The organism is Devosia neptuniae (genome assembly GCF_025452235.1).
Classification (GTDB): Bacteria; Pseudomonadota; Alphaproteobacteria; order Rhizobiales; family Devosiaceae; genus Devosia.
This window is the reverse complement of record NZ_CP104965.1, coordinates 4,140,977-4,161,321: the sequence shown is the minus strand read 5'-3', so window position 1 is coordinate 4,161,321 and position 20,345 is coordinate 4,140,977. Positions and strand designations below refer to the sequence as shown.

Genomic DNA, 20,345 nt, shown 5'->3' with positions numbered 1-20,345 from the left:
GATCGGTCGTGCTGGAAACTGACAAGATCTTTGCCGGCTCGATCCCGGAAAACTACGACCGCTATATGGTGCCGTTGATTTTCCAGGCTTACGCCGCCGATATGGCGCGCCGCGCCGCCTCCTTGTCGCCCAGCGCCGTCCTCGAAACCGCCGCTGGCAGCGGCGTTGTCACCCGCGCTTTGGCGCCGGTCCTGCCCCCAGGCGCCAGCTATGTTGTCACCGATCTCAACCAGCCAATGGTCGACTACGCCGCCTCGCAACAACCTGCCGACCCCCGCATCACCTGGCGCCAGGCCGATGCCCTGGCGCTCCCCTTTGAAGACGGGGCCTTCGATCTGGTCTGCTGCCAGTTCGGCGCCATGTTTTTCCCCGACCGCATCGCCGGCTATCAGCAAGCAAGACGCGTCCTCAAGCCCGGCGGGCATTTCATCTTCAACGTCTGGGACCGCATCGAGCAAAACACCTTTGCCAATGACGTAACGAACGCCCTGGCCGAGATTTTCCCCGACGATCCGCCGCGCTTCCTGGCCCGCACACCGCATGGTTATCATGATACCGCTCTGATCCGCGGCGAGCTGGAGGCCGCAGGTTTTACTAATATCGCCATCGAAACCAGAGCCGAACAAAGCCGCGCATCCTCCCCGCGCATTCCCGCCATCGCCTATTGCCAGGGCACGCTGCTGCGCAACGAAATCGAGGCCAGAAAGCCCGGAGAACTGGCCGCCGTAACCGACACAGTCGCAGCCGCGCTGGCGGCCAGGCATGGCAGCGGTGCGGTCGCTGCACAGATCCAGGCACACATAATCGTGGCCCTGGCCTGAATGTTCGGGTATTTCCCTCCCACGAAAACCCTATATCAAGGCGGCAACTGAACCCCATATGCGACGCCTGTCGCGGCTGTGGATCGAAAAGCATAGTGCGATGAACAGGTTAGACAGAAAATTCTCCGTGGCGCCGATGATGGACTGGACGGATCGGCATTGCCGGTTCCTCCATCGCCAGCTGTCGCACCATGCTCTTCTGTTCACCGAAATGGTCACCAGCGCCGCCATCGTGCATGGCGATGCGCAGCGCCATTTGCGCTTCGACCCGCTCGAACAGCCCGTCGCCCTGCAGCTGGGCGGCTCCGATCCGGTCGAACTCGCCGCCGCCACGCGCCTCGCCCATGAAGCCGGCTATGTCGAGATCAATCTCAATGTCGGTTGCCCCTCCGATCGCGTCCAGTCGGGCCGTTTCGGCGCCTGTCTCATGGCCGAGCCGGACCTCGTGGCCGACTGCGTCCGCGCCATGCGCGACTCCACCGACCGTCCCGTAACCGTCAAATGCCGCATCGGCATCGACGATCAGGATACCGAGGAAAGCCTTGATCGCTTCGCCGATACCATGGTCGCGGCCGGCGTCGACGCGCTCTATGTCCACGCCCGCAAGGCCTGGCTCAAGGGCCTCAGCCCCAAGGAAAATCGCACCATCCCGCCGCTCGATTATGATCGCGTGCATCGCCTGCGCCCGCGTCTGGCCCCGCTGCCCGTCATGATCAATGGCGGCATCGAAACGCTGGAAACCGCCGAGGCCGAATTGGCCCATATGGATGGCGTCATGCTGGGCCGCGCCGCCTATCACAATCCCATGCTGTTGGCGCAGGTCGATAGCCGCTTCTTCGGCGCAACCACTCCGCCGGTCACGCTCGAAGCCATCATGCAGGCTATGGCCGACTATGCCCGCCGCGAGGCCGTCAACGGCACCCGCGTCAACAACATCACCCGCCACATGCTCGGCCTCGCCAATGGCCTGCCCGGCGCCCGCCAGTTCCGCCAGATTCTGAGCGTCGATGCCTGCAAACCCGGCGCCGACGCCTCGGTCATCCTGCGCGCTTATGAAGCGGTGGATCGTCCCGCTCTCGCGGTCGCCAGCTAGTCGACCAGTTCCAGCGAATTCTGCGTCACGCTATAGCGGCTGAGCGTTTCCAGGAACGTCATGCCCAATAGGCTGGTTTCCAGCGCCGCCGCTTCGGTGACGAAGGCGACTACGCCCTGGCGCACAATGCCGCCAACCTCAAGCTGATCCAGCTTCACCCGCGCAGCCTGGCCCATGCCATTGGCGGTCGAAACGGGAATGGTGAAGCGCAGATTGGCCGTGTCGATACCCGCCTCCCGCGCATCGGCCAGCGTCAACACCACCGCGCTGGCGCCCGTATCGAAAATCATCGGCGTCCTATGCCCATTGATGCTCGCGGCGATCTCGAAATGCCCGCCAATACCGCGCCGGAATGTCGCCGTGCCGCGCTCGGCATCCACCAGCGCCACGCCCGGCCGCAATTCCCCGGCAACCCGGCCTGCAATGCCGGTCAGTTCATCGCGATAGGCATAGCTCAGCATGGCGACGCCAAAAATGCCCGCCCACAGCAGCACGCCGCCAAACAATTCAGAAAATTTCCGGCGCCGCGAGAACACGCCCGCCGCGATGACGATGAGAATGACCACCAATGGCACGAGCCGCGCCGTCTGCTCCTGGCTCAGCCCCACCAGGGTGCCCGCATCGGCATTGATCATCAGGGTGATGGCGGCCACGATCAGGATGGCGATGCCGATAAAGATCATGCCTGTGCCTATCCCTTTTTCGTGCGTTCAAGCCGATAAAGTCATTTCATGCGGTAATTTCAAGGCCTCAGCCGCGTGCGAAAACCAAAAGTCCCGTGAACGCCGCAATCTCGATCAGCGCCGCCAGCGCCCCGATCAGATCTCCGCTCTGCCCGCCAACCAGCCGCTTGCACAAAGCCGTCCAGCCCCAGGCCGTTCCCACGCTCAACACAATAGCCAGCACCAGCCCCGCTATGCTCGATGCCGGACCACCCAGCAAAAACAGCAGCACGGCGGCAAACACCATGCCCACCGCAAAATTGCGCCAGCTCAACTGCCCCGCCGTCGCCGAAGCGCCATCCCGCCGCGCCGGGGCCAATGCCACCGCTACCCACAGCGCCGCCGACCGCCCCACAATGCTCGCCGCCAGCCACGCCGCCCCCGCCGCCAGCGGACTGGTCTCGGCCATCGACCCCACTGCCATCACCCGCAGCACGAGAAACAGGCACAGCGCCGCCACCCCATAAGTGCCGTGCCGGCTATCCTTCATGATCTCGAGCCGCCGCTCGGGCGTGTGCCCGCCAAACAGGCCATCGGCGGCATCGGCCAGCGCATCCTCGGCCATCGCCCCGCTCGCCAGCACCATGGCCCCAACCGCCAGCGCCGCCGCAAAATAGGCCGGCAATCCCACCAGTACCCCGCCAATCAGCAGCACCACCGGCCCAATGCCGATGGCAATGCTGGCCAGCGGCAGCGCCATGGCAATTCGCCCCAGATCAGGCTTCTGATGTGGCGAATCCCCCGTCGGCAGCCGCGAGAAAAACCGCAGCGCCATGATGAAATCGTCCTTCAGCCCGATACCCGCCGCCGGCTCATGCGGCACGCTGGCCTCGCGCGCGGCGGCGTCAATGCTGGGGGCGGGGTCTTGGACTGGCTCGTCGCCGTTCAATTGCTTTTCATCCCGTTCTGCGCAACAAGTCCGCACCTTCCTAGCACCCTGCCGCCGGACCTGTCATGCCCGCCCTCAACCCTGCCTATGCCGATGTCCTCGAACTTTTGACCATCGTTCCCGATGGCGACGAAGCGGCCGTCGCCGCAGTGCGCGCGCGCGATTCCCTGCTCACCAAGCCCGCCGGCTCGCTCGGCCAGCTTGAAACTCTGGTCGAATTCCTCGCCCGCTGGCAGGGCCGCGCCAAGCCGCGCCTCGACAATCCCATGGTTACCATTTTCGCCGGCAATCACGGCGTCACCGATCAGGGCGTCTCCGCCTTCCCGCGCGAAGTCACCGCGCAAATGGTCGCCAATTTCACCAATGGCGGCGCCGCCATCTCCCAGATTTGCGCGCTGCACGAAATCAATCTGCGCGTGTTCGAACTGGCGCTGGAATTGCCCACCGGCGATATCACCCAGGAAGCAGCGCTCGACGATCGCATGTGCGCCGCCACCATCGCCTATGGCATGGAAGCCATAGCCGGTAAGCCCGACCTGATCTGCATCGGCGAAATGGGCATCGGCAACACCACAGTCGCCGCCGCCATCTTCGCCGCCCTTTATGGCGGCACCGGCGCCGATTGGGTCGGCCGAGGCACCGGCATCGATGATGCCGGCCTCACCCGCAAGGCCGACGCCGTCGATCGCGCCCTGGCCCTGCACAAGGACGAGCTCGACCACCCCCTGGCCATCCTTGCCCGCCTCGGCGGCCGCGAAATCGCCGCCATGCTCGGCGCCTTGCTCGCGGCGCGCCATCAGAAGGTGCCGGTCATTGTCGATGGCTTCGTCGCCACCTCCGCCGCAGCCATCGCCCACGCGGTTAATCCGGCCGCCATCGATCACTGCCTCTTCGCCCACATCTCCGCCGAATCCGGCCACGCCCGCGCCCTCGCCGCCATGGGCCAAAAAGGCCTGCTCGACCTCGGCATGCGCCTAGGGGAGGGGAGCGGCGCCGCCCTCGCTGCAGTGCTGGCCAAGACCGCCCTGCACCTGCACAACAACATGGCCACCTTCGAAAGCGCGTCGGTCAGCGGCAAGGCGAATTAGCGCTCAAGGCGCAACCAACCACCGGGCCCACCCTCCCCCTTGTGGGGAGGGAAGCGAGATAGGACTTAGCTCAGCTAAGTCCGTAATCGAGCAGGGTGGGGGTATGCTTCCGCATACACGGTGCCAAAGCGGGGACGCCGCCTAACCAGCTTCCGAGTAAATCTCCAGCCGGTTCTTCTTCTCCACCACCGGGGCCAGCGCGTCCATCACCCGCGCGCGTGGGAAAGTGGCGATCACCTCGGTGCCGAAGCGCAGCTTGGAGAACAGGTCGAACCGGCCCTGGTGCAGTTCCATGATCTTCTGCACGATCGGCAGGCCCAGGCCAGCGCCTTGTTCGGCGGTCTTCTGCGCCAGCGAGCCCTGGCCGAATGAGGACAGCACGGTGGCGATTTCGTCCTCGGGAATGCCCGGCCCATTGTCCTTGACCGACACCAACTGCCCACCATCGCCGCTGCGCGTCACCACCAGCGTCACCTTGCCGTTCTGCGGCGTGAACTTGATGGCATTGCTCAACAGGTTCAGCACCACCTGGCGGATGGCGCGCTCGTCGCCCCACAGCTTGGGCAGGTTATTGCCCACATTATAGGCCAGCTCGATGCCCTTGGATTTGGCGCGCAATTCCATCATGCGCCGGCAATCCTCGGCAATATCGACCAGCGAGACGGCCTCTTCATTGAGGTCATACTTGCCCGCCTCGATCCGGCTGAGGTCGAGCAATTCATTGATCAGGTTGAGCAGGTGCTGGCCGCTGGCGTGGATATCGCCGGCATATTCCTTGTACTGCGGCACCTGATGGGTCCCCAGCAACTCCGATTTCAGCACTTCGGAAAACCCGATGATCGCATTGAGCGGCGTGCGCAATTCGTGGCTCATCGTGGCCAGGAATTGCGATTTGGCGATATTGGCCTGCTCGGCATGGCGCCGTGCCTCGTCCGACATCTGTCGGGCTTCCTCGAGCTCGTTGATCAGCGCGTCCTTTTCGGCCTGGTGCGTGATCGTTTCCAGCTCCGATTTGTGCAATTGCCGCGCCAGGTAAACGAAGAAAACCTCGCCGCAGATCGCTACGGCCGCCAGCGTATAATTGAGCGTGCCGCCCACTGCGATCAGGTTTGCCGACACCGTCAGCGTCACCGGCAGCGTGCTCATCAGCGTTGCCGGGGGCAGGGTATTGGTGGTCACCGCATTGGCGGCCACGCTGACCAGCACCATGGCGAACATCACCGGCGTCAGCGTCTCGGCCGGTGCCACCAGCGTAAATAGCGCCAGCAGCGACCAGGACAGGCCATGGATCATCTCGCCGGCAATGAATGTAGTGGTCCAGTTGGTGGCGTTGAACTTGGCCGGATCGCTCCGCCGGAACCGGCTCGCCACCATCACCACGATCAATAGGCCCAGCAACACCGCCGCGGCCCATAACGTGGTGAAAACCACCGGAACCCAGAGGCTCGCGACAACGGAGAGAATGACCACGATGGCGGCCATCGGCAAAGCCGCCGAGATGCGCGATTGCGCATAATCGTGCAGCAGCTCGAAATCATAGGACGCGCGTGTACCCGAACTCGACATCAAGCGTTGCCGCGCGTCGAGAACGGTTTTTTGCGCCGTGCGCTTGCCGTCACGCCCCATTTGCGAGCGAACGTCAGCGTCGATGACAGCCGACTGAAGCGGCATGAAACTTTTACTCGTTACTAAATGATGCGAACCAGAAACGCATTCGCTACGCTCACGGTCAAAACACTAGCGGCGCGTAGTTAACGGGTGGTGAAATCCTGGCTTCATATAAACGTTGGATGCGACCCTTCCGCGGGCGCTTCGGAGCCGTGCTGGCAATCATCCTTTTAGGTGGCGCCGCGGCCGTCGCAGCCTGGCTCGATCCCGCTCCGCCGCCCATTGCCGGCAATGCCCGCGCCAGCGATGGCGATAGCTTCCGCCTGGGCGATGAGCGCGTGCGCCTGCTCGGCATCGATGCGCCCGAATACGCCCAGACTTGCGATGATCATAACGGCTGGCAATGGCCCTGTGGCCGCACCGCGCGCGATCGGATGGCCCAATTGCTCAAATCCGGCAAGGTCGATTGCCGCCCTGAAGATCACGACCAATATGGGCGCCTGCTGGCCGTCTGCACTGTCGGCGGCAAGGATATTGCCGCGACAATGGTCGCCGAAGGGCTGGCGATTTCGTCAGGTCGTTACTGGGGCGAGGAACAGTCCGCCCGCTCAGCCAGCAAGGGGATATGGGCAGGTGGCTTCGACACACCGCGCCATTGGCGCGACGATCATCCGCGCCCCAGCAGTTTGTTTGGTTGGCTCGGCAGTCTGTGGTCATAAACATGATCATTACGATCATCTTTAAAAGCGGAAGATTATTGCGTTTGACGGCCGGGTGTGGCAGTTAATCTGCCAAATTCAGGACGGAATGGCGTTGTCCTGGAAATCTCATTTCGCGGGGGCGTTTATGGCATTGGACAAGATCGACCGGAAAATTCTCACGCTTCTGCAAAAGGATGCGACCATGCCGGTGGCCGAAATCGGCCGCAAGGTGGGCCTTTCGACCACCCCATGCTGGCGCCGCATCCAGAAGATGGAAGAAGACGGCGTCATCCAGCGCCGCGTTGCCGTGCTCGATCCGGCCAAGGTCAATGTCGGCGTCACCGTGTTCGTCTCGGTCAAGACCAACGAACACAATGAAGGCTGGATGCGCAAATTCGCCGGCGTCATCGACGAATTCCCCGAAGTCGTGGAATTCTACCGCATGAGCGGCGATGTCGATTACCTGATGCGCGTCGTCGTGCCCGATATCGGCGCCTACGACACCTTCTACAAGCGCCTGATTTCCAAGATCAATCTGACCGATGTCAGCTCGGCCTTCGCCATGGGGCAGATCAAATACACCACGGCGCTACCGCTCGATTTCGCCATCGTCGTCGACGACGACAAGTAGACCCATGCTGGTCGGCTTTGAACATATCGGCGTCACCTCGTCCGATCTTGATCGGACGATCGCCTTCTATTGCGGCCAGCTCGGCCTCAAGCTCGTGCTGCGCAAGCAGCAGCCACGTGGCGAAATGGCCTTTCTCGATGCCGGCGGCGGCATGCTCGAGGTCTTCGCCCCCAACGGCCACATCGCCCGTTCGCGCGACGTGCCCCCGCTCGAAGCCGGCATGCGCCACCTCACCCTGGCCGTCACCGATGTGGATGCCCTGATCGCCGAGCTCGAAGCGACCGGCACCGAAATCGTCGAATATCCCCGCGCCGCCCATAACACCGAAATGTTCAAACGCGTCGCCTTCTGCCGCGACCCCGACGGCATCGTGGTGGAATTGGCCGAGCGCATAGAGGGGCGTTGAGCGCTACCCCCCCGTCACACTCATATGCCGCCCCAGCGCCGGTTCCGGCCTTGCGCGGTCGATGACGAAATCATGCCCCTTGGGCTTGATCAGCATGGCCTGGTCGAGCGCTGCGTCCAGTGCTTCCGCGCCGCCTTCGCGCAGCGCATCGCGCAGGCTCACCTGATCTTCCTGCCCCAGGCACAGGAACAATTGCCCGGTCGCCGTCAGCCGCACGCGATTGCAGCTTTCGCAGAAATTGTGGCTCATCGGGGTGATAAAGCCCAATATGCCGCCGGTCTCGGCTACCCGCGCATAGCGGGCAGGCCCCCCGGTGCGGTGGTCCAGCTTTTCCAGCGTATAGCGTTTGGCGAGCCGATCACGCAGTTCGCGCAGCGGCAGATAGCTGTCGACCCGGTCAATGCCCACTTCGCCCAGCGGCATGCCCTCGATCAGCGTCAGCCCCATGCCGCGCCCATGCGCCCAGGCCATCATTGGCTCGATTTCGTCGTCATTGACGCCGCGCATCGCCACCATGTTGATCTTGATCTTGAGACCCGCCGCCTGCGCCGCATCAATCCCGCCCAGCACATCCTCGACCCGCCCGCGCCGCGTGATCGCCCGGAAACGCTCCGCATCCAGCGTATCGAGCGACACATTGATCCGCCGCATGCCCGCTTCCACCAGCGCCTCGGCATGCTTGGCCAATTGGCTGCCATTGGTGGTCATGGTCAGCTCATTCAGCCCATGCCCGATATGCCGGCCCAGGCTGCGCACCAATTCGATAATGTCGCGCCGCACCAGCGGCTCGCCGCCGGTCAGCCGCAACCGCGTCACGCCACGCGTCACGAAAGCGGTGGCAATGGTCTCGATTTCGGCAAAGCTCAAAATCTCCTTTTTGGGGAGAAATTGCATGTCCTCGGCCATGCAATAGACGCAACGGAAGTCGCACCGGTCCGTCACCGAAATCCGGAGATAGGAAATATGCCGGCCGAAACGGTCGACGAGCGGGCGGGCCGGTGCTGGATTAGTCGTCATGGCGACAAATCTAGTTGGTTCCGAGGTGCTTTCAAAGCCACCCAAACAAAAAAGCCGCCTCCGAAGAGACGGCTTCATGACAATTCACTCGCCGCTAGTGCTTGACGACGATCAGCGCACCGACGCGGACACGTTCATAAAGATCGGTCACGTCCTCATTGGTCAGGCGAATGCAGCCCGAGGAAACCGCCTGGCCGATCGACCACGGCTCGGACGTGCCATGCACGCGATACAGCGTCGAGCCGATATAGAGCGCGCGCGCACCCAGCGGATTGTCCGGGCCACCGGGCATATAGGCGGGCAAGTCCGGCACGCGCTTGCGCATCTGCGGCGGCGGCGTCCAGCCCGGCCATTCGGCCTTGCGGGTAATGCGGTGCTGGCCCGACCAGGTGAAGCCGTCGCGGCCCACGCCCACGCCATAGCGGATCGCCTTGCCGTCTTCGAGCACCAGATACAGCCGGCGCTCACCGGTTTCGATCACGATGGTCCCCGGCTTGTAATTGCTCGCATATTCGATCGTTTCCCGCTTGATCGGGCTGCCGCCGCGATTGCGCGTTTTAACGACGCTGGGCTCTTCCCAGGTATTGGTATCGGCATTGTAGACGCGAGCGGCCATGCTGGGCATGGTCAATGACACCGACAAAAGTATCGACAGCCCGATTGCCGCGGCTGTTCTGAATTTGGACATCTGACGACTGGCCTCTGAAAATAGATGGGCTGGCGATTCGCCCATCGGATCAATGACGATTTGCTTACGCGGTTTACAAAACAGCAGGAAGGGCGCTTGCCCCGTTTCCGCCACACTCCAGACATGTTCACTAAATTGTGTTGCCAGGGAGTTACAAAAATGGCTCACCGTTCCGTGATCCCACCCCTTTCGGTGCATTGACTTGCCCGCGTCCGCCCGGCATTTGGGCGGCCAATGACGAGGAGAGCCCTGCCATGAATGATGATCTCAAGCGCCAGGCCGCAGCCATGGCGCTGACTCAGGTGCGGCCCGGCATGCGGCTGGGCCTGGGCACCGGCTCGACGGCCTGGCATTTCGTCGATCTGCTCGGTGCCAAGGTTGCCGCAGGTTTCGATTGCATCTGCGTGCCCACCTCCGAAGTCACGGCGCGGCAGGCCGAGAGCCTGGGCATTCCCCTCTCGAACCTCGAAACCCTCGACCGGCTCGACATCACCGTCGATGGCGCCGACGAGATCGATCCGGCGCTCAACCTCATCAAGGGGGCAGGGGGCGCACTGCTGCGCGAAAAGATCGTCGCTGCCGCCTCCGATGTCATGATCGTGATTGCCGACGGCTCCAAGCTGGTCGACACGCTCGGCAAGTTTCCGCTGCCCATCGAGGTCAATCGCTTTGGCCTGGGTGCCACCCAGCGCACCATTGCTGAGGTGAATGCAGCCCATGGTGCACAAGGCGGTCTCAAACTGCGGCAAACCAAGGACGGCGCACCCTATGTCACCGATGGCGGCCACTTGATCCTTGATGCATTTTTTGGCCGCATTTCGCAGCCAGAAGCGCTGTCACGGGATTTGCTGGACATTGCCGGCGTCGTGCAGCACGGACTGTTCCTTCAGATGTGCAAGAAGGCTTATGTCGCGATGCCGGATGGCGTAAGAACCATCCAGGTATGAAATGAGGGTGGATTCGAACAGGATGGATATTTCGATGATGACCGGTGTGTTGAAGCGCTCCAAGGCGCTGGTGGCAGTTGCTTTGAGCGTTTCCATGCTCGGCCTGTCGGTTCCGGCCTTTGCGCAGGAAGTGGCGCCCGAACAATTGGCGCTGGCGCGCAAATATATCGATCTGACCGATCGCGCCGCCATCTATGAGATCACGCTGGTGCAGACCGCGATCGATACCATGCGCCAGATCGTGCAGCAGAATCCCGAGCTGAGCGAGCAGACCGATGCCGCCATCACCAAGACGCTCGAGGAATATAAGGGCCGCAAGAGCGAGCTGCTCGATCAGTTCGCTCGCGTCTATGCCGTTCGCTTCACCGCGGCTGAACTGCAGGAAATCGTCACCTTCTATGAATCGCCCACCGGCTCGAAGTTGTCCCAGGCCAATGCCGAGGTGAATACCGATATCCAGCGCGTGCTGACCGTGTTCACCAATACCCTGCAGCAGGAATTCTATGCCAAGGTCCGCGCCGAACTGCGCGCCCAGGGCGTGCAGCTCTAGGCTCACTTATCGACGACCGAATTGGACCCCGCCTTGTGCGGGGTCTTTTTTTATGCGAAGCGCCATCCGATATTCATCGGTATCAACCGATATAACCAGCCAGCGGAGCCAGCATGTCCGACACTTACGATCTCGTTGTCATTGGCGCTGGCTCGGGGGGCGTGCGCGCCGCCCGCATGGCCGCCACCTACGGCGCCAAGGTTGCAGTGGTTGAGGAATTCCGCGTCGGCGGCACCTGCGTCATCAGGGGCTGCGTCCCCAAAAAGCTCTATGTCTATGCCAGCCGCTTCAACGACCTGTTCGATGTGGCCTCCAGCTTTGGCTGGCAGGTCGACGCCTCCTTTGATTGGCCGACCCTGGTCGCCGCCAAGGAAAAGGAAATCACCCGGCTCGAACACGCCTATACCTCGAACCTCGAAAAGCCCGGCGTCGAGATCATTAGAGATCGGGCGCTGGTCACCGGTCCCAATACGGTTCATCTCGTAGCGGGCAACCGTGACCTGATCGCCAAATACATCCTTGTCGCCACTGGCGCGGCCCCCTTCGTGCCGCCCATCCCCGGCTATCAATTGGGCATCACCTCCAACGAGGCTTTCGATCTGCCGGCGCTGCCCCATTCCATCCTCATCGAGGGCGGCGGCTATATCGCGGTTGAATTCGCCACCATCTTTGCCGGCCTGGGTGTCGATACCACCATCATCTATCGCGGCGACTGCATCCTGCGCGGCTTCGACGAGGACATGCGCCGTGGCCTCGAGGCTGGCCTGATCGACCGCGGCATCAAGCTCATCTATCAGACCACCATCAAGTCGTTGGCCAGGCATGGCGATGACATTGCCGCCACCTTCAGCGACGGCGTCACCGCCCCCTATGGCGCGGTCATGTTCGCCACCGGCCGCAATCCAAATGTGCGCGGCCTTGGCCTTGAAACCGCCGGCGTCAAGCTCACCCCGGCCGGCGCCATCGCCGTCGATGCCTATTCGCAGACCTCGTGCCCCTCCATCTACGCAGTGGGCGACGTCACCGGCCGCGCCGCGCTGACCCCGGTCGCCATCCGCGAAGGCTGGTATTTCGCCGAGACCGTGTTCAACAACAACAAAATCGCCGTCGATCACTCCCAGATCCCTACGGCGGTCTTTGCCGAGCCTGAAATCGGCGTCATCGGCCTCACCGAAGCCGAGGCCGCCACCCATGGCGATGTCGATATCTACCTCGCCCGCTTCCGCCCGATGATGAACACGCTCTCTACCCGCACCGAGCGCATGGTGCTCAAGCTCATCACCGAAAAGGACGGCGGCAAGGTGCTGGGTTGCCATATCCTGGGACCGGGCGCCGCCGAAATGATCCAGCTCATCGCCATCCCCATGGGCATGACCGCCACCAAAGCCGATTTCGACCGCGCCATCGCACTCCACCCCTCGGCCGCCGAAGAATTGGTGACCTTCAAGGCGCCAACCTATGTCTATCGGGATGGGCAAAAGGTCGGCGGCTGAAGCAACGCCGCCGGCTTCGGACACGCGGCCCACACCACCCTTGATCCCGCCCCCTTTGAGGGGGCGGTGTTTACTCGGGACTCGCCCCACCCACGGTGTCACCCCGGCGCAGGCCGGGGCCCATCCCGAGATGCTGCGGCGGCCGCAAGGTGTGTGAGCGGGGCGCCGGGATGGCGCTTATCAGGCGATCTGGCGGCGAGTTTGGACAGCTCAGGATGGGTCCCGGCCTGCGCCGGGATGACACCGCATTCTTGAAGGCGCCCAGAGTACCTCCCAATCATGGGGAGTTCACTTGGGTGACTTGGCCGCTTGCTCGATTTCCCCGTTCATCGTCATCACCCGGCTAGTCCGGGTGATCCATCTCTCAGCGAATGCGGAAGCATGGATTGCCCGGACAAGCCGGACAATGACGGCGGAACTGAGTTTGGGAGAACATGCCAAAGCGAAAACGTCCCCTGGCTAGGGAATGAGCGCGCGCCCCCCCAAATCCCCCGCCTTATCCATCTTATCCCCCTGCCAAAATCCCGTGGCATCATCCGTCCATCATCCGGAACACGGGCGGCGCTGCAGCGACCGGCGTCCGGATGCCAGCCGGGGGAGTGGGGGTCGCGCCTTGCTCCGGGATGCGCAGACGGATCAGCGGGCGGGAGGGCTACGGTCACCTGCTGGGGTCGCGATGCTGCCTTCCGACCAAGGCCCGGCGCCCCGAGGCAAGTTGCGCCTCATATTTATTTACTCACGAGGCGAATCTGGTCTCGGGGTCCGTCCGTCTATCCGACAACCGCAGCACAGGCGGCGCTTCCGTGCGCCCTAGGACCAATCGACATTCACTCAGGCTGAGCCGAAAATGGTGGTTTTCGAGAACCGGAGCGCAGCGTACTTTTGGGTACGTGAGCACCGGAAGCGCAGAAAACCTCCATTTGCAGGCCAGCATCAGTTGAATGTCGATTGGTCCTAGACTAAAGCCCACCCCGAATATCCTTGTCCCGGCCCGCCGCCCTTGGTATTCCGCCCGCAACAATCCGTAACCCGCGCGAGCGAGACCCGACATGACCACCTGGACCCCCAATAGCTGGCGCGACAAGCCCATCTCGCAGGTGCCTGCCTATCCGGACAGCGCGGCTCTGGCCGAGGCCGAGCGTCAATTGGGCACGTTCCCGCCACTGGTCTTTGCCGGCGAAGCGCGCGATCTCAAGTCCAAGCTCGCCGCAGTGGCCCGTGGCGAGGCCTTCCTGCTACAGGGCGGTGACTGCGCCGAGAGCTTTGCCGAGCACGGTGCCGATCACATCCGCGACTTCTTCCGCGTCTTCCTGCAAATGGCCGTGGTGCTGACCCATGGCGCCAGTAAGCCCGTGGTCAAGGTCGGCCGCGTCGCCGGCCAGTTCGCCAAGCCGCGTTCGGCCGATACCGAAACCATCGATGGCGTGGAACTCCCGAGCTATCGCGGCGACATCATCAATTCCATCGAGTTCAACGAAGCCTCCCGCGTTCCCGATCCCGATCGCATGCTGCAGGCCTACCGCCAGTCGGCCGCCACGCTCAATCTGCTGCGTGCCTTCTCCATGGGCGGCTATGCCGAACTCACCCGCATCCACGAATGGACCGTCGGGTTCATGAAGGGCTCCAATTGGTATCCGCGCTACGAGGAAGTGGCGCGCAAGATTGACGATGCCATCACCTTCATGGCCGCGCTCGGCCTCAATCCTGACAACACGCCGGCCCTGCGCCAGACCAGTTTCTTCACCAGCCACGAAGCCCTGCTGCTCGGCTATGAAGAAGCCCTGACCCGCCGCGATTCCATCACCAATGACTGGTACGCCACGTCCGGCCACATGCTGTGGATCGGCGACCGCACCCGCCAGCCCGATGCGGCCCATGTCGAATATTTCGCCGGCATCAAGAACCCCATCGGCATCAAATGCGGCCCGACCCTGAGCAGCGAAGACCTGCTGCGCCTGCTCGATCGCCTCAATCCCACCGATGAGGCTGGCCGCATTACTCTCATCGCCCGCTTCGGCTCCGATAAGATCCACGATCACCTGCCGCGCCTGATCGAAACCGTGCAGCGCGCCGGCCGCACCGTCGTCTGGTGCTCCGATCCGATGCATGGCAACACCATCAAGGCCTCGACCGGCTACAAGACGCGCCCCTTCGAGCGTGTGCTGTCGGAAGTGAAGAGCTTCTTCGAAATCCACCGCGACATGGGCACCTATGCCGGCGGCGTGCATATCGAAATGACCGGCGACGACGTCACCGAATGCGTCGGCGGCGTCTCGGCCGTCACCGAAGCCTCCCTCTCGGACCGCTACCACACCTATTGCGATCCTCGCCTCAATGCGAGCCAGGCCCTGGAACTGGCCTTCCTCGTCGCCGAAGAAGTCCACGCCCAAAAACCACCCCGCGAAACCCGCATCGCCGGCGAATAGGGCAGGGGCGCTAGCCCCCGCCCAAACCCCGATCCGCCGTTTAGCGGAACATTAACCCTAATGACCCATAAATTTCCTGAACGACCCAGAAAGGGTCCACGTTCTGGAGATTGTCATGAACCGCTCCCTGTCCAGCATCGCCGCGATATTGGCTCTCGGCACGGCCATGCCCGCTCTGGGCGCCGATTCAATGTTCCCGGATATGCGGCCCTCCTACGGCAACGAATGGGGACAGAGCGAAGACAACCCCCTCCGCATGGAAGCGGGCCTGCGCTACTGGTATTCGCTGGGTGAGCAGAACGCCAATGTCGGCGGCACCTCCTACGATACCAAGGATCGCAGTCATATTCTGGAAGGCCACTTCCGGATCGACGATGACTACACATCCACCTTTGTGAAGGGTCAGGCCGGTTATGCCGTCTACACAACCGGCGACTACGAAACCAATGTTGGCGTCCCTTCTCCATTCGAAGGCGGCCAGATCGGTTATGCCGGCGCCGATTTCGGCTATACCCCGTTTGGCAACGAAACCTTCCGCCTCGGCGCTCTGGTCGGCTACCAATACAATCGGGAATCGCCTGACCGGAACCGCTACGACGTGCTGAACGACGATGGTCTCAATATTCATTCCCTACGCCTGGGCGTAACAGCCCACGCCGATATCAACGAAATGTTCGATATCGACGCCGAAGTCGCAGCCATCCCCTATGCTTATGGCTACGGCGCCAGTAGCGAAATTCCAATGGCCGATACCGTCATTCAGGGCGTCACCGTTAACCGCACCCGCACCGAAACCAGCGGCGCCCTCTACGGCGCCAGTGGTCAGATCATGCTCGGCTTTCACCCCACCGAGAATCTGACGATCCGCGTCGGCGGCCGCGCCTGGCTGCTCGACGGGCCAAGCAGTTCCCGTCAGAAATGGTGGGAGGCATCCACGCCGGATAGCTACATCTACAGCGATCAGAACCTCAACGGTTTCTCCCTGTTGCGTTACGGCGCCCTCGCCGAGTTGACCGGCCGCTTCTAGCCTCTGCCATCAATCTGCAACCTTTGATCCGCTTGCCCTTGCCGGGGTGAGCGGATAAGTCTTGCCCGCGCGCGGTTTGCGCCGCTGCGTCACCTTCTTTCCCAGCACACGGGCCAGCATCATCGTGACAGACCGCCTCAGAATTGCGCTTGCCCAGCTCAATCCCAAGGTCGGCGACATCGCCGGCAATCTCGCGCTCGCCCGCCAGGCGCTGAGCGATGCAGCTGCCGCCAAAGCCGATATCTTGCTGCTCTCCGAGCTGTTCCTCACCGGCTATTTCCCCGACGATTTGCTGTTCAAGCCCAAATTCGTCGATGACGCCATGCAGGCCGCCCGCGATCTGGTTGCCGACACCGCCGGCACCGGTGTCGCGCTGATCCTCCCCACCGTCTGGCGCGACCAGACGGGCCTGCACAACAGCGTCGTCGTCGCCGAAAATGGCGAGATCATCGCCACGCGCCTCAAGCGCGAATTGCCCAATGACGATGTCTTTTACGAACGGCGCTATTTCGTCCCCGGCGTGCTGCAGGAACCGGTGACAATCAAGGGCGTCTCGGTCGGCATCCCGATCTGCGAAGATATCTGGCACCCCTGGGTCTGCGATCACCTCGTCCAGCGCGGCGCCGAAATCCTGCTTTGCCCCAATGGTTCGCCCTATTGGACCAATAAGCAGCATGTTCGCAAGGAACTGGTCCGCGCCCGCGTGGCCGAGGATCGGGTGCCGCTGCTCTATCTCAATCAGGTGGGGGGCCAGGACGAATTGGTGTTCGACGGTGCATCCTTTGCCATCGAGCCGGGCGACAAGCTCGTGTTCCAAGGCAAATCCTTTGCCACCGATTTCATCGTCTCCGACTGGGTCGACGGCGAAGACGGCTGGACCTGCACCAATGGCCACGTCACCGAACTCACCACCACCGACGAAGCCCCCTGGCTCGCCTGCGTGCTCGGCCTGCGTGACTACGTGCACAAGAACGGCTTCAAGCAGGTCGTGCTCGGCCTGTCGGGCGGCATTGACAGCGCCGTGGTTGCCGCCATGGCCGTGGACGCCTTCGGCGCCGAAAACGTCCACACCATTATGCTGCCCTATCGCTACACCTCCGAGGATAGCCTCAAGGACGCCAAGGACTGCGCCACCCGCCTCGGCGTGCGCTACGACATCGTCTCCATCGGCGATCCCGTCGATGCCGCGCTTGAGCAGCTTGCCCCAGTCTTCGGCAATCGCCCCGCCGATCTGGCTGAGGAAAACATCCAGTCCCGCATGCGCGGCGTCGTCCTCATGGCCGTCTCCAACAAGCTAGGCTCCATGCTCCTCACCACCGGCAACAAGTCGGAAATGGGCGTCGGCTACGCCACCATCTATGGCGACATGAACGGCGGCTACAATCCGCTCAAGGACATGTTCAAAATGGAGGTCTATCGCCTGGCCGCCTGGCGCAATGCCCATGTCCCCGGCGATTGCCTTGGCCCCGCGGGCGAAGTCATCCCGCAAAACATCATCGCCAAGGCCCCGTCGGCCGAGCTGCGCCCCAACCAGACCGATCAGGATAGCCTGCCGCCCTATCCGGTGCTCGACGCCATCCTCACCGCCATGGTCGAGGAAGAAAAGTCGATCGCTGAGATCGTCGCCCTGGGCCATGACGAGGCTCTGGTGCAGCGCATCGAGCGGCTGCTCAATATCGCCGAATACAAGCGCCGCCAGGCGGCTCCCGGTCCCAAGCTCACGCCCAAGGCGTTTGGGCTGGGCCGCAAATATCCCATTACCAACGGCTACAAGGACCGGACCATCGGATGACCATCGTGCGCTGGGCGCCATCGCCCACTGGCCGTATTCACCTGGGCAATGCCCGCCCGGCCATGCTCAACTGGTTCTTCGCCAAGCGCCATGGCGGCCGCTATGTGCTGCGCATGGACGATACCGATACGGCCCGCTCCACCCGTGAATTTGCCGATGGCATAGAGGCCGATCTGGCCTGGCTCGGCATTACGCCGGATCTGCTGGTCCGCCAGTCCGACCGCACCGCGCTCTATGACGCCGCCCGCGACCGCCTCATCGCCGCCGGCCGGCTCTATCCCTGTTACGAAACCGAAGACGAGTTGGGCCGCCGCCGCGCCCGCGCCCGCGCCATGGGCAAGCCGCCGATCTACGATCGCGCCGCCCTCAAGCTGACCGAAGAGGATCGTGCCAAGCTCGAAGCCGAAGGCCGCAGGCCCCATTGGCGCTTCAAGCTCGATGGCCGCCCGGTGCAGTTCGAAGACCTCATCAAGGGCAGCCAGACCGTCAACACCGCCTCCATGTCCGATCCCGTTCTGGTGCGCGAAGACGGCTCCTATCTCTATACCCTCCCCTCCGTGGTCGATGATATCGACCTTGCCATCACCCATGTCATCCGCGGCGAGGACCACGTTTCCAACACCGGCACCCAGATTGAAATCTTCGAGGCCCTGGGCGGCCCCGTGCCGATTTTCGGCCACCATAACCTTTTGACCGACGCCGAAGGGCAGGGCTTCTCCAAACGCCTCGGCTCCCAGTCGCTGTCCGATTTCCGCGCTGAAGGCTACGAGCCCCTCGCCATTGCCATCATGGCGAGCCTCACCGGCACCAGCCTGCCCATCGAACCCTATGCCTCGCTGGACGATATCGCCGCCAAGCTCGATTTCTCCATGATCTCGCATGGCGCCGCGCGCTTCGATCCGGTCGAACTCGACAATCTCAACGCTCGCCTGCTGCACGCCATGCCCTACGAGGCCGCTTTGCCGCGCCTCACCAGCCTGGGCCTGGAAGGCGAGGCCATCTGGCTGCTGCTGCGCGATAATCTGCACAAGTTCAATGATATCGTCGAATGGTCCAAGCTGGTGCTCGGCCCGGTCGAGCCTATCATTGCCGATGAAGATCGCGATTTCCTGGCGCTCGCCAAGGCGCTGCTGCCGCCCGAGCCGTGGTCGCTCGAAACCTGGGGCGAGTGGACCAATGCGCTCAAAGCCGCCACCGGCCGCAAGGGCAAGCCGCTCTTCCTGCCGCTGCGGCTGGCGCTAACCGGCCGTCACGATGGCCCCGAGCTTAAGAGCCTGCTCCCGCTGGTTGGGCGTACGGCGTGTCTGGACCGACTACCCTGACCACCTTGTCGCCGAACTGCACCAGCCGCAGCTGAGACTCACCCGGCGGTGGCGCGACGACACGCGCCACGGTTTCGCCCGGGCCCGCAGGCCGCGGCCGGGGCAAGGGCACATCGACCAGGCTCGCGGTCTGTACCGCTTCGACCACAGCCGGCACTGGAACCTGCCCGCGCGGATCGCGCAGCGGCAGCGGGAAGCTCGCCCCCTGCACTTCGATCATGGCCCGCGTCTGCCCGTCATCGGCCGTCGCGGTGATCAGCTTGCCGTCCGATTGCGGCGTCACCCGGCAGCTGGCATTCATGTCGATGGCATTGCGATATTTGAATGCCGTCGGCAGGTCCGTATAGGCCTGGTTGAACATGTTGCGCATCTGCTCGGGCTCTTGGCCCGGATTGTCGTAATAGTAGATTTCCACCTGCTCATTGGGACACATGGCTTTGCATTGCCCCATGTCATTGCCGACATAGTCGGGCAGGGTCGAATAGCTGATCGGCCAGAAATAGCCGTCGCTCAGCCGTACACACACCGTGCGTACCGTCCGATAGCCCGTATTATATCCGCCACCGCTCACCACCTCGCCGTTGGAAAAATCGCCTTCCGTAGTGGTGCCAAAAATGCGGTCGAACACGTTCTGGCGCTCATTGGAAAACGTAGCGTTGGAGCCGCCATTGGCGTTGCAGCCAAAGCGCGCCATTTCCTGCAGGATGGCTTCGCGCTGCTGCGATACCGCACCCGCCGAATTCACCGATTGCGATACCGAAGCATAATCCCGGCGCAGCCGCAGCACTTCGCGCGCCACTTGCTGGCATTGCGGGCTGAGCGTCTGCCCGGCCTTGGCGGCGTCGTTACATCCATCGCGGATATAGCGGCTTTCCGCATTCTGCACGTCGCGGGCCAATTGCCGCGCCGCCTGCGAATTGCCGTCCCGTTGCTGGAAATCGCCATTGCGGTCAAATTGGCGCAATTGCCGGTCCAGCCGCGAACAAGCCGATGATTGGGCATAGGCCATGTTGACATCGAGCGCCAAAACCACTGTCGCTAGAACCAGCAACAATAGCGTCCGAATGCCCATTCCGCCCAAATTCACCATCAAGCCCTACTCGTCCGCGCCGCAACACGCGCAT

The 20,345-nt window shown here is 62.8% G+C and carries 19 protein-coding genes; 13 read left to right on the top strand and 6 right to left on the bottom strand.

Annotation, left to right across the window (positions count from 1 at the left end):
• Positions 1–8 precede the first annotated feature (8 nt).
• Together N8A98_RS23210 and dusA are read left to right on the top strand one after the other, a co-directional pair.
• The gene (locus tag N8A98_RS23210; protein WP_262168867.1) at positions 9–821 is read left to right on the top strand and encodes a class I SAM-dependent methyltransferase; all 813 of its coding nucleotides are present in this window, start codon (positions 9–11) and stop codon (positions 819–821) included.
• 100 nt (positions 822–921) lie between these two features.
• Positions 922–1,914, top strand: a complete 993-nt coding sequence (dusA, locus tag N8A98_RS23205; RefSeq protein WP_262168865.1) for a tRNA dihydrouridine(20/20a) synthase DusA — start codon at positions 922–924, stop codon at positions 1,912–1,914.
• On the opposite strand, the gene N8A98_RS23200 is transcribed toward dusA, so the two are convergent.
• Both N8A98_RS23200 and N8A98_RS23195 read right to left on the bottom strand, forming a co-directional pair.
• Positions 1,911–2,597 (bottom strand): retropepsin-like aspartic protease family protein, encoded by a 687-nt coding sequence (locus N8A98_RS23200; RefSeq protein ID WP_262168863.1) that lies wholly within the window; start codon positions 2,595–2,597, stop codon positions 1,911–1,913. The genes dusA and N8A98_RS23200 overlap by 4 nt on opposite strands.
• A gap of 67 nt (positions 2,598–2,664) precedes the next feature.
• Complete coding sequence (locus N8A98_RS23195; protein ID WP_262168861.1) at positions 2,665–3,525, bottom strand: adenosylcobinamide-GDP ribazoletransferase; 861 nt, start codon at positions 3,523–3,525, stop codon at positions 2,665–2,667.
• A 65-nt stretch (positions 3,526–3,590) separates the two neighbouring features.
• On the opposite strand from N8A98_RS23195, the gene cobT reads away from it, so the two are divergent.
• On the top strand, positions 3,591–4,613 hold the full coding sequence (gene cobT / locus N8A98_RS23190; RefSeq protein WP_262168859.1) for a nicotinate-nucleotide--dimethylbenzimidazole phosphoribosyltransferase: 1,023 nt from the start codon (positions 3,591–3,593) through the stop codon (positions 4,611–4,613).
• A 141-nt stretch (positions 4,614–4,754) separates the two neighbouring features.
• Here cobT and N8A98_RS23185 read toward each other — a convergent pair whose 3' ends face one another.
• Entirely contained in the window at positions 4,755–6,284 is a 1,530-nt protein-coding gene (locus tag N8A98_RS23185) for a sensor histidine kinase (RefSeq protein WP_262168857.1), read from the bottom strand.
• A gap of 149 nt (positions 6,285–6,433) precedes the next feature.
• On the opposite strand from N8A98_RS23185, the gene N8A98_RS23180 reads away from it, so the two are divergent.
• The 3 genes from N8A98_RS23180 to N8A98_RS23170 all read left to right on the top strand — a co-directional run bounded on the left by N8A98_RS23180 (position 6,434) and on the right by N8A98_RS23170 (position 7,959).
• On the top strand, positions 6,434–6,940 hold the full coding sequence (locus N8A98_RS23180; RefSeq protein WP_262168855.1) for a thermonuclease family protein: 507 nt from the start codon (positions 6,434–6,436) through the stop codon (positions 6,938–6,940).
• A gap of 133 nt (positions 6,941–7,073) precedes the next feature.
• Complete coding sequence (locus N8A98_RS23175; protein WP_035097566.1) at positions 7,074–7,553, top strand: Lrp/AsnC family transcriptional regulator; 480 nt, start codon at positions 7,074–7,076, stop codon at positions 7,551–7,553.
• Between the two features lie 4 nt (positions 7,554–7,557).
• Complete coding sequence (locus N8A98_RS23170; protein ID WP_113123036.1) at positions 7,558–7,959, top strand: VOC family protein; 402 nt, start codon at positions 7,558–7,560, stop codon at positions 7,957–7,959.
• A gap of 3 nt (positions 7,960–7,962) precedes the next feature.
• On the opposite strand, the gene moaA is transcribed toward N8A98_RS23170, so the two are convergent.
• Both moaA and N8A98_RS23160 read right to left on the bottom strand, forming a co-directional pair.
• On the bottom strand, positions 7,963–8,976 hold the full coding sequence (gene moaA, locus N8A98_RS23165; RefSeq protein ID WP_262168853.1) for a GTP 3',8-cyclase MoaA: 1,014 nt from the start codon (positions 8,974–8,976) through the stop codon (positions 7,963–7,965).
• A gap of 94 nt (positions 8,977–9,070) precedes the next feature.
• Entirely contained in the window at positions 9,071–9,664 is a 594-nt protein-coding gene (locus N8A98_RS23160) for a L,D-transpeptidase (protein WP_262168851.1), read from the bottom strand.
• A 254-nt stretch (positions 9,665–9,918) separates the two neighbouring features.
• Between N8A98_RS23160 and rpiA the strand changes: the two genes are divergently transcribed.
• From rpiA to gltX, 7 genes are all read left to right on the top strand, one after another.
• Positions 9,919–10,611, top strand: coding sequence for a ribose-5-phosphate isomerase RpiA (gene rpiA / locus N8A98_RS23155; protein ID WP_262168850.1), 693 nt, complete (start codon positions 9,919–9,921; stop codon positions 10,609–10,611).
• Between the two features lie 22 nt (positions 10,612–10,633).
• Complete coding sequence (locus N8A98_RS23150; RefSeq protein ID WP_162740392.1) at positions 10,634–11,161, top strand: DUF2059 domain-containing protein; 528 nt, start codon at positions 10,634–10,636, stop codon at positions 11,159–11,161.
• 113 nt (positions 11,162–11,274) lie between these two features.
• On the top strand, positions 11,275–12,654 hold the full coding sequence (gorA, locus tag N8A98_RS23145; RefSeq protein ID WP_262168846.1) for a glutathione-disulfide reductase: 1,380 nt from the start codon (positions 11,275–11,277) through the stop codon (positions 12,652–12,654).
• Positions 12,655–13,703: 1,049 nt separating this feature from the next.
• Complete coding sequence (locus N8A98_RS23140; protein WP_262168845.1) at positions 13,704–15,080, top strand: class II 3-deoxy-7-phosphoheptulonate synthase; 1,377 nt, start codon at positions 13,704–13,706, stop codon at positions 15,078–15,080.
• A 115-nt stretch (positions 15,081–15,195) separates the two neighbouring features.
• Positions 15,196–16,107 carry a hypothetical protein gene (locus tag N8A98_RS23135; protein ID WP_262168843.1) on the top strand — a complete coding sequence of 304 codons (912 nt, stop codon included), beginning with the start codon at positions 15,196–15,198 and terminating at the stop codon, positions 16,105–16,107.
• A gap of 124 nt (positions 16,108–16,231) precedes the next feature.
• A complete protein-coding gene (locus tag N8A98_RS23130; protein ID WP_262172127.1) occupies positions 16,232–17,899 on the top strand; it encodes an NAD+ synthase in 1,668 nt (555 codons plus the stop codon).
• On the top strand, positions 17,896–19,221 hold the full coding sequence (gltX, locus tag N8A98_RS23125; RefSeq protein WP_262168841.1) for a glutamate--tRNA ligase: 1,326 nt from the start codon (positions 17,896–17,898) through the stop codon (positions 19,219–19,221). The genes N8A98_RS23130 and gltX overlap by 4 nt, the downstream gene beginning before the upstream one ends.
• On the opposite strand, the gene N8A98_RS23120 is transcribed toward gltX, so the two are convergent.
• Entirely contained in the window at positions 19,166–20,311 is a 1,146-nt protein-coding gene (locus N8A98_RS23120; RefSeq protein ID WP_262172126.1) for a DUF2865 domain-containing protein, read from the bottom strand. The two genes, gltX and N8A98_RS23120, sit on opposite strands and share 56 nt — an antisense overlap.
• Positions 20,312–20,345: the final 34 nt, after the last annotated feature.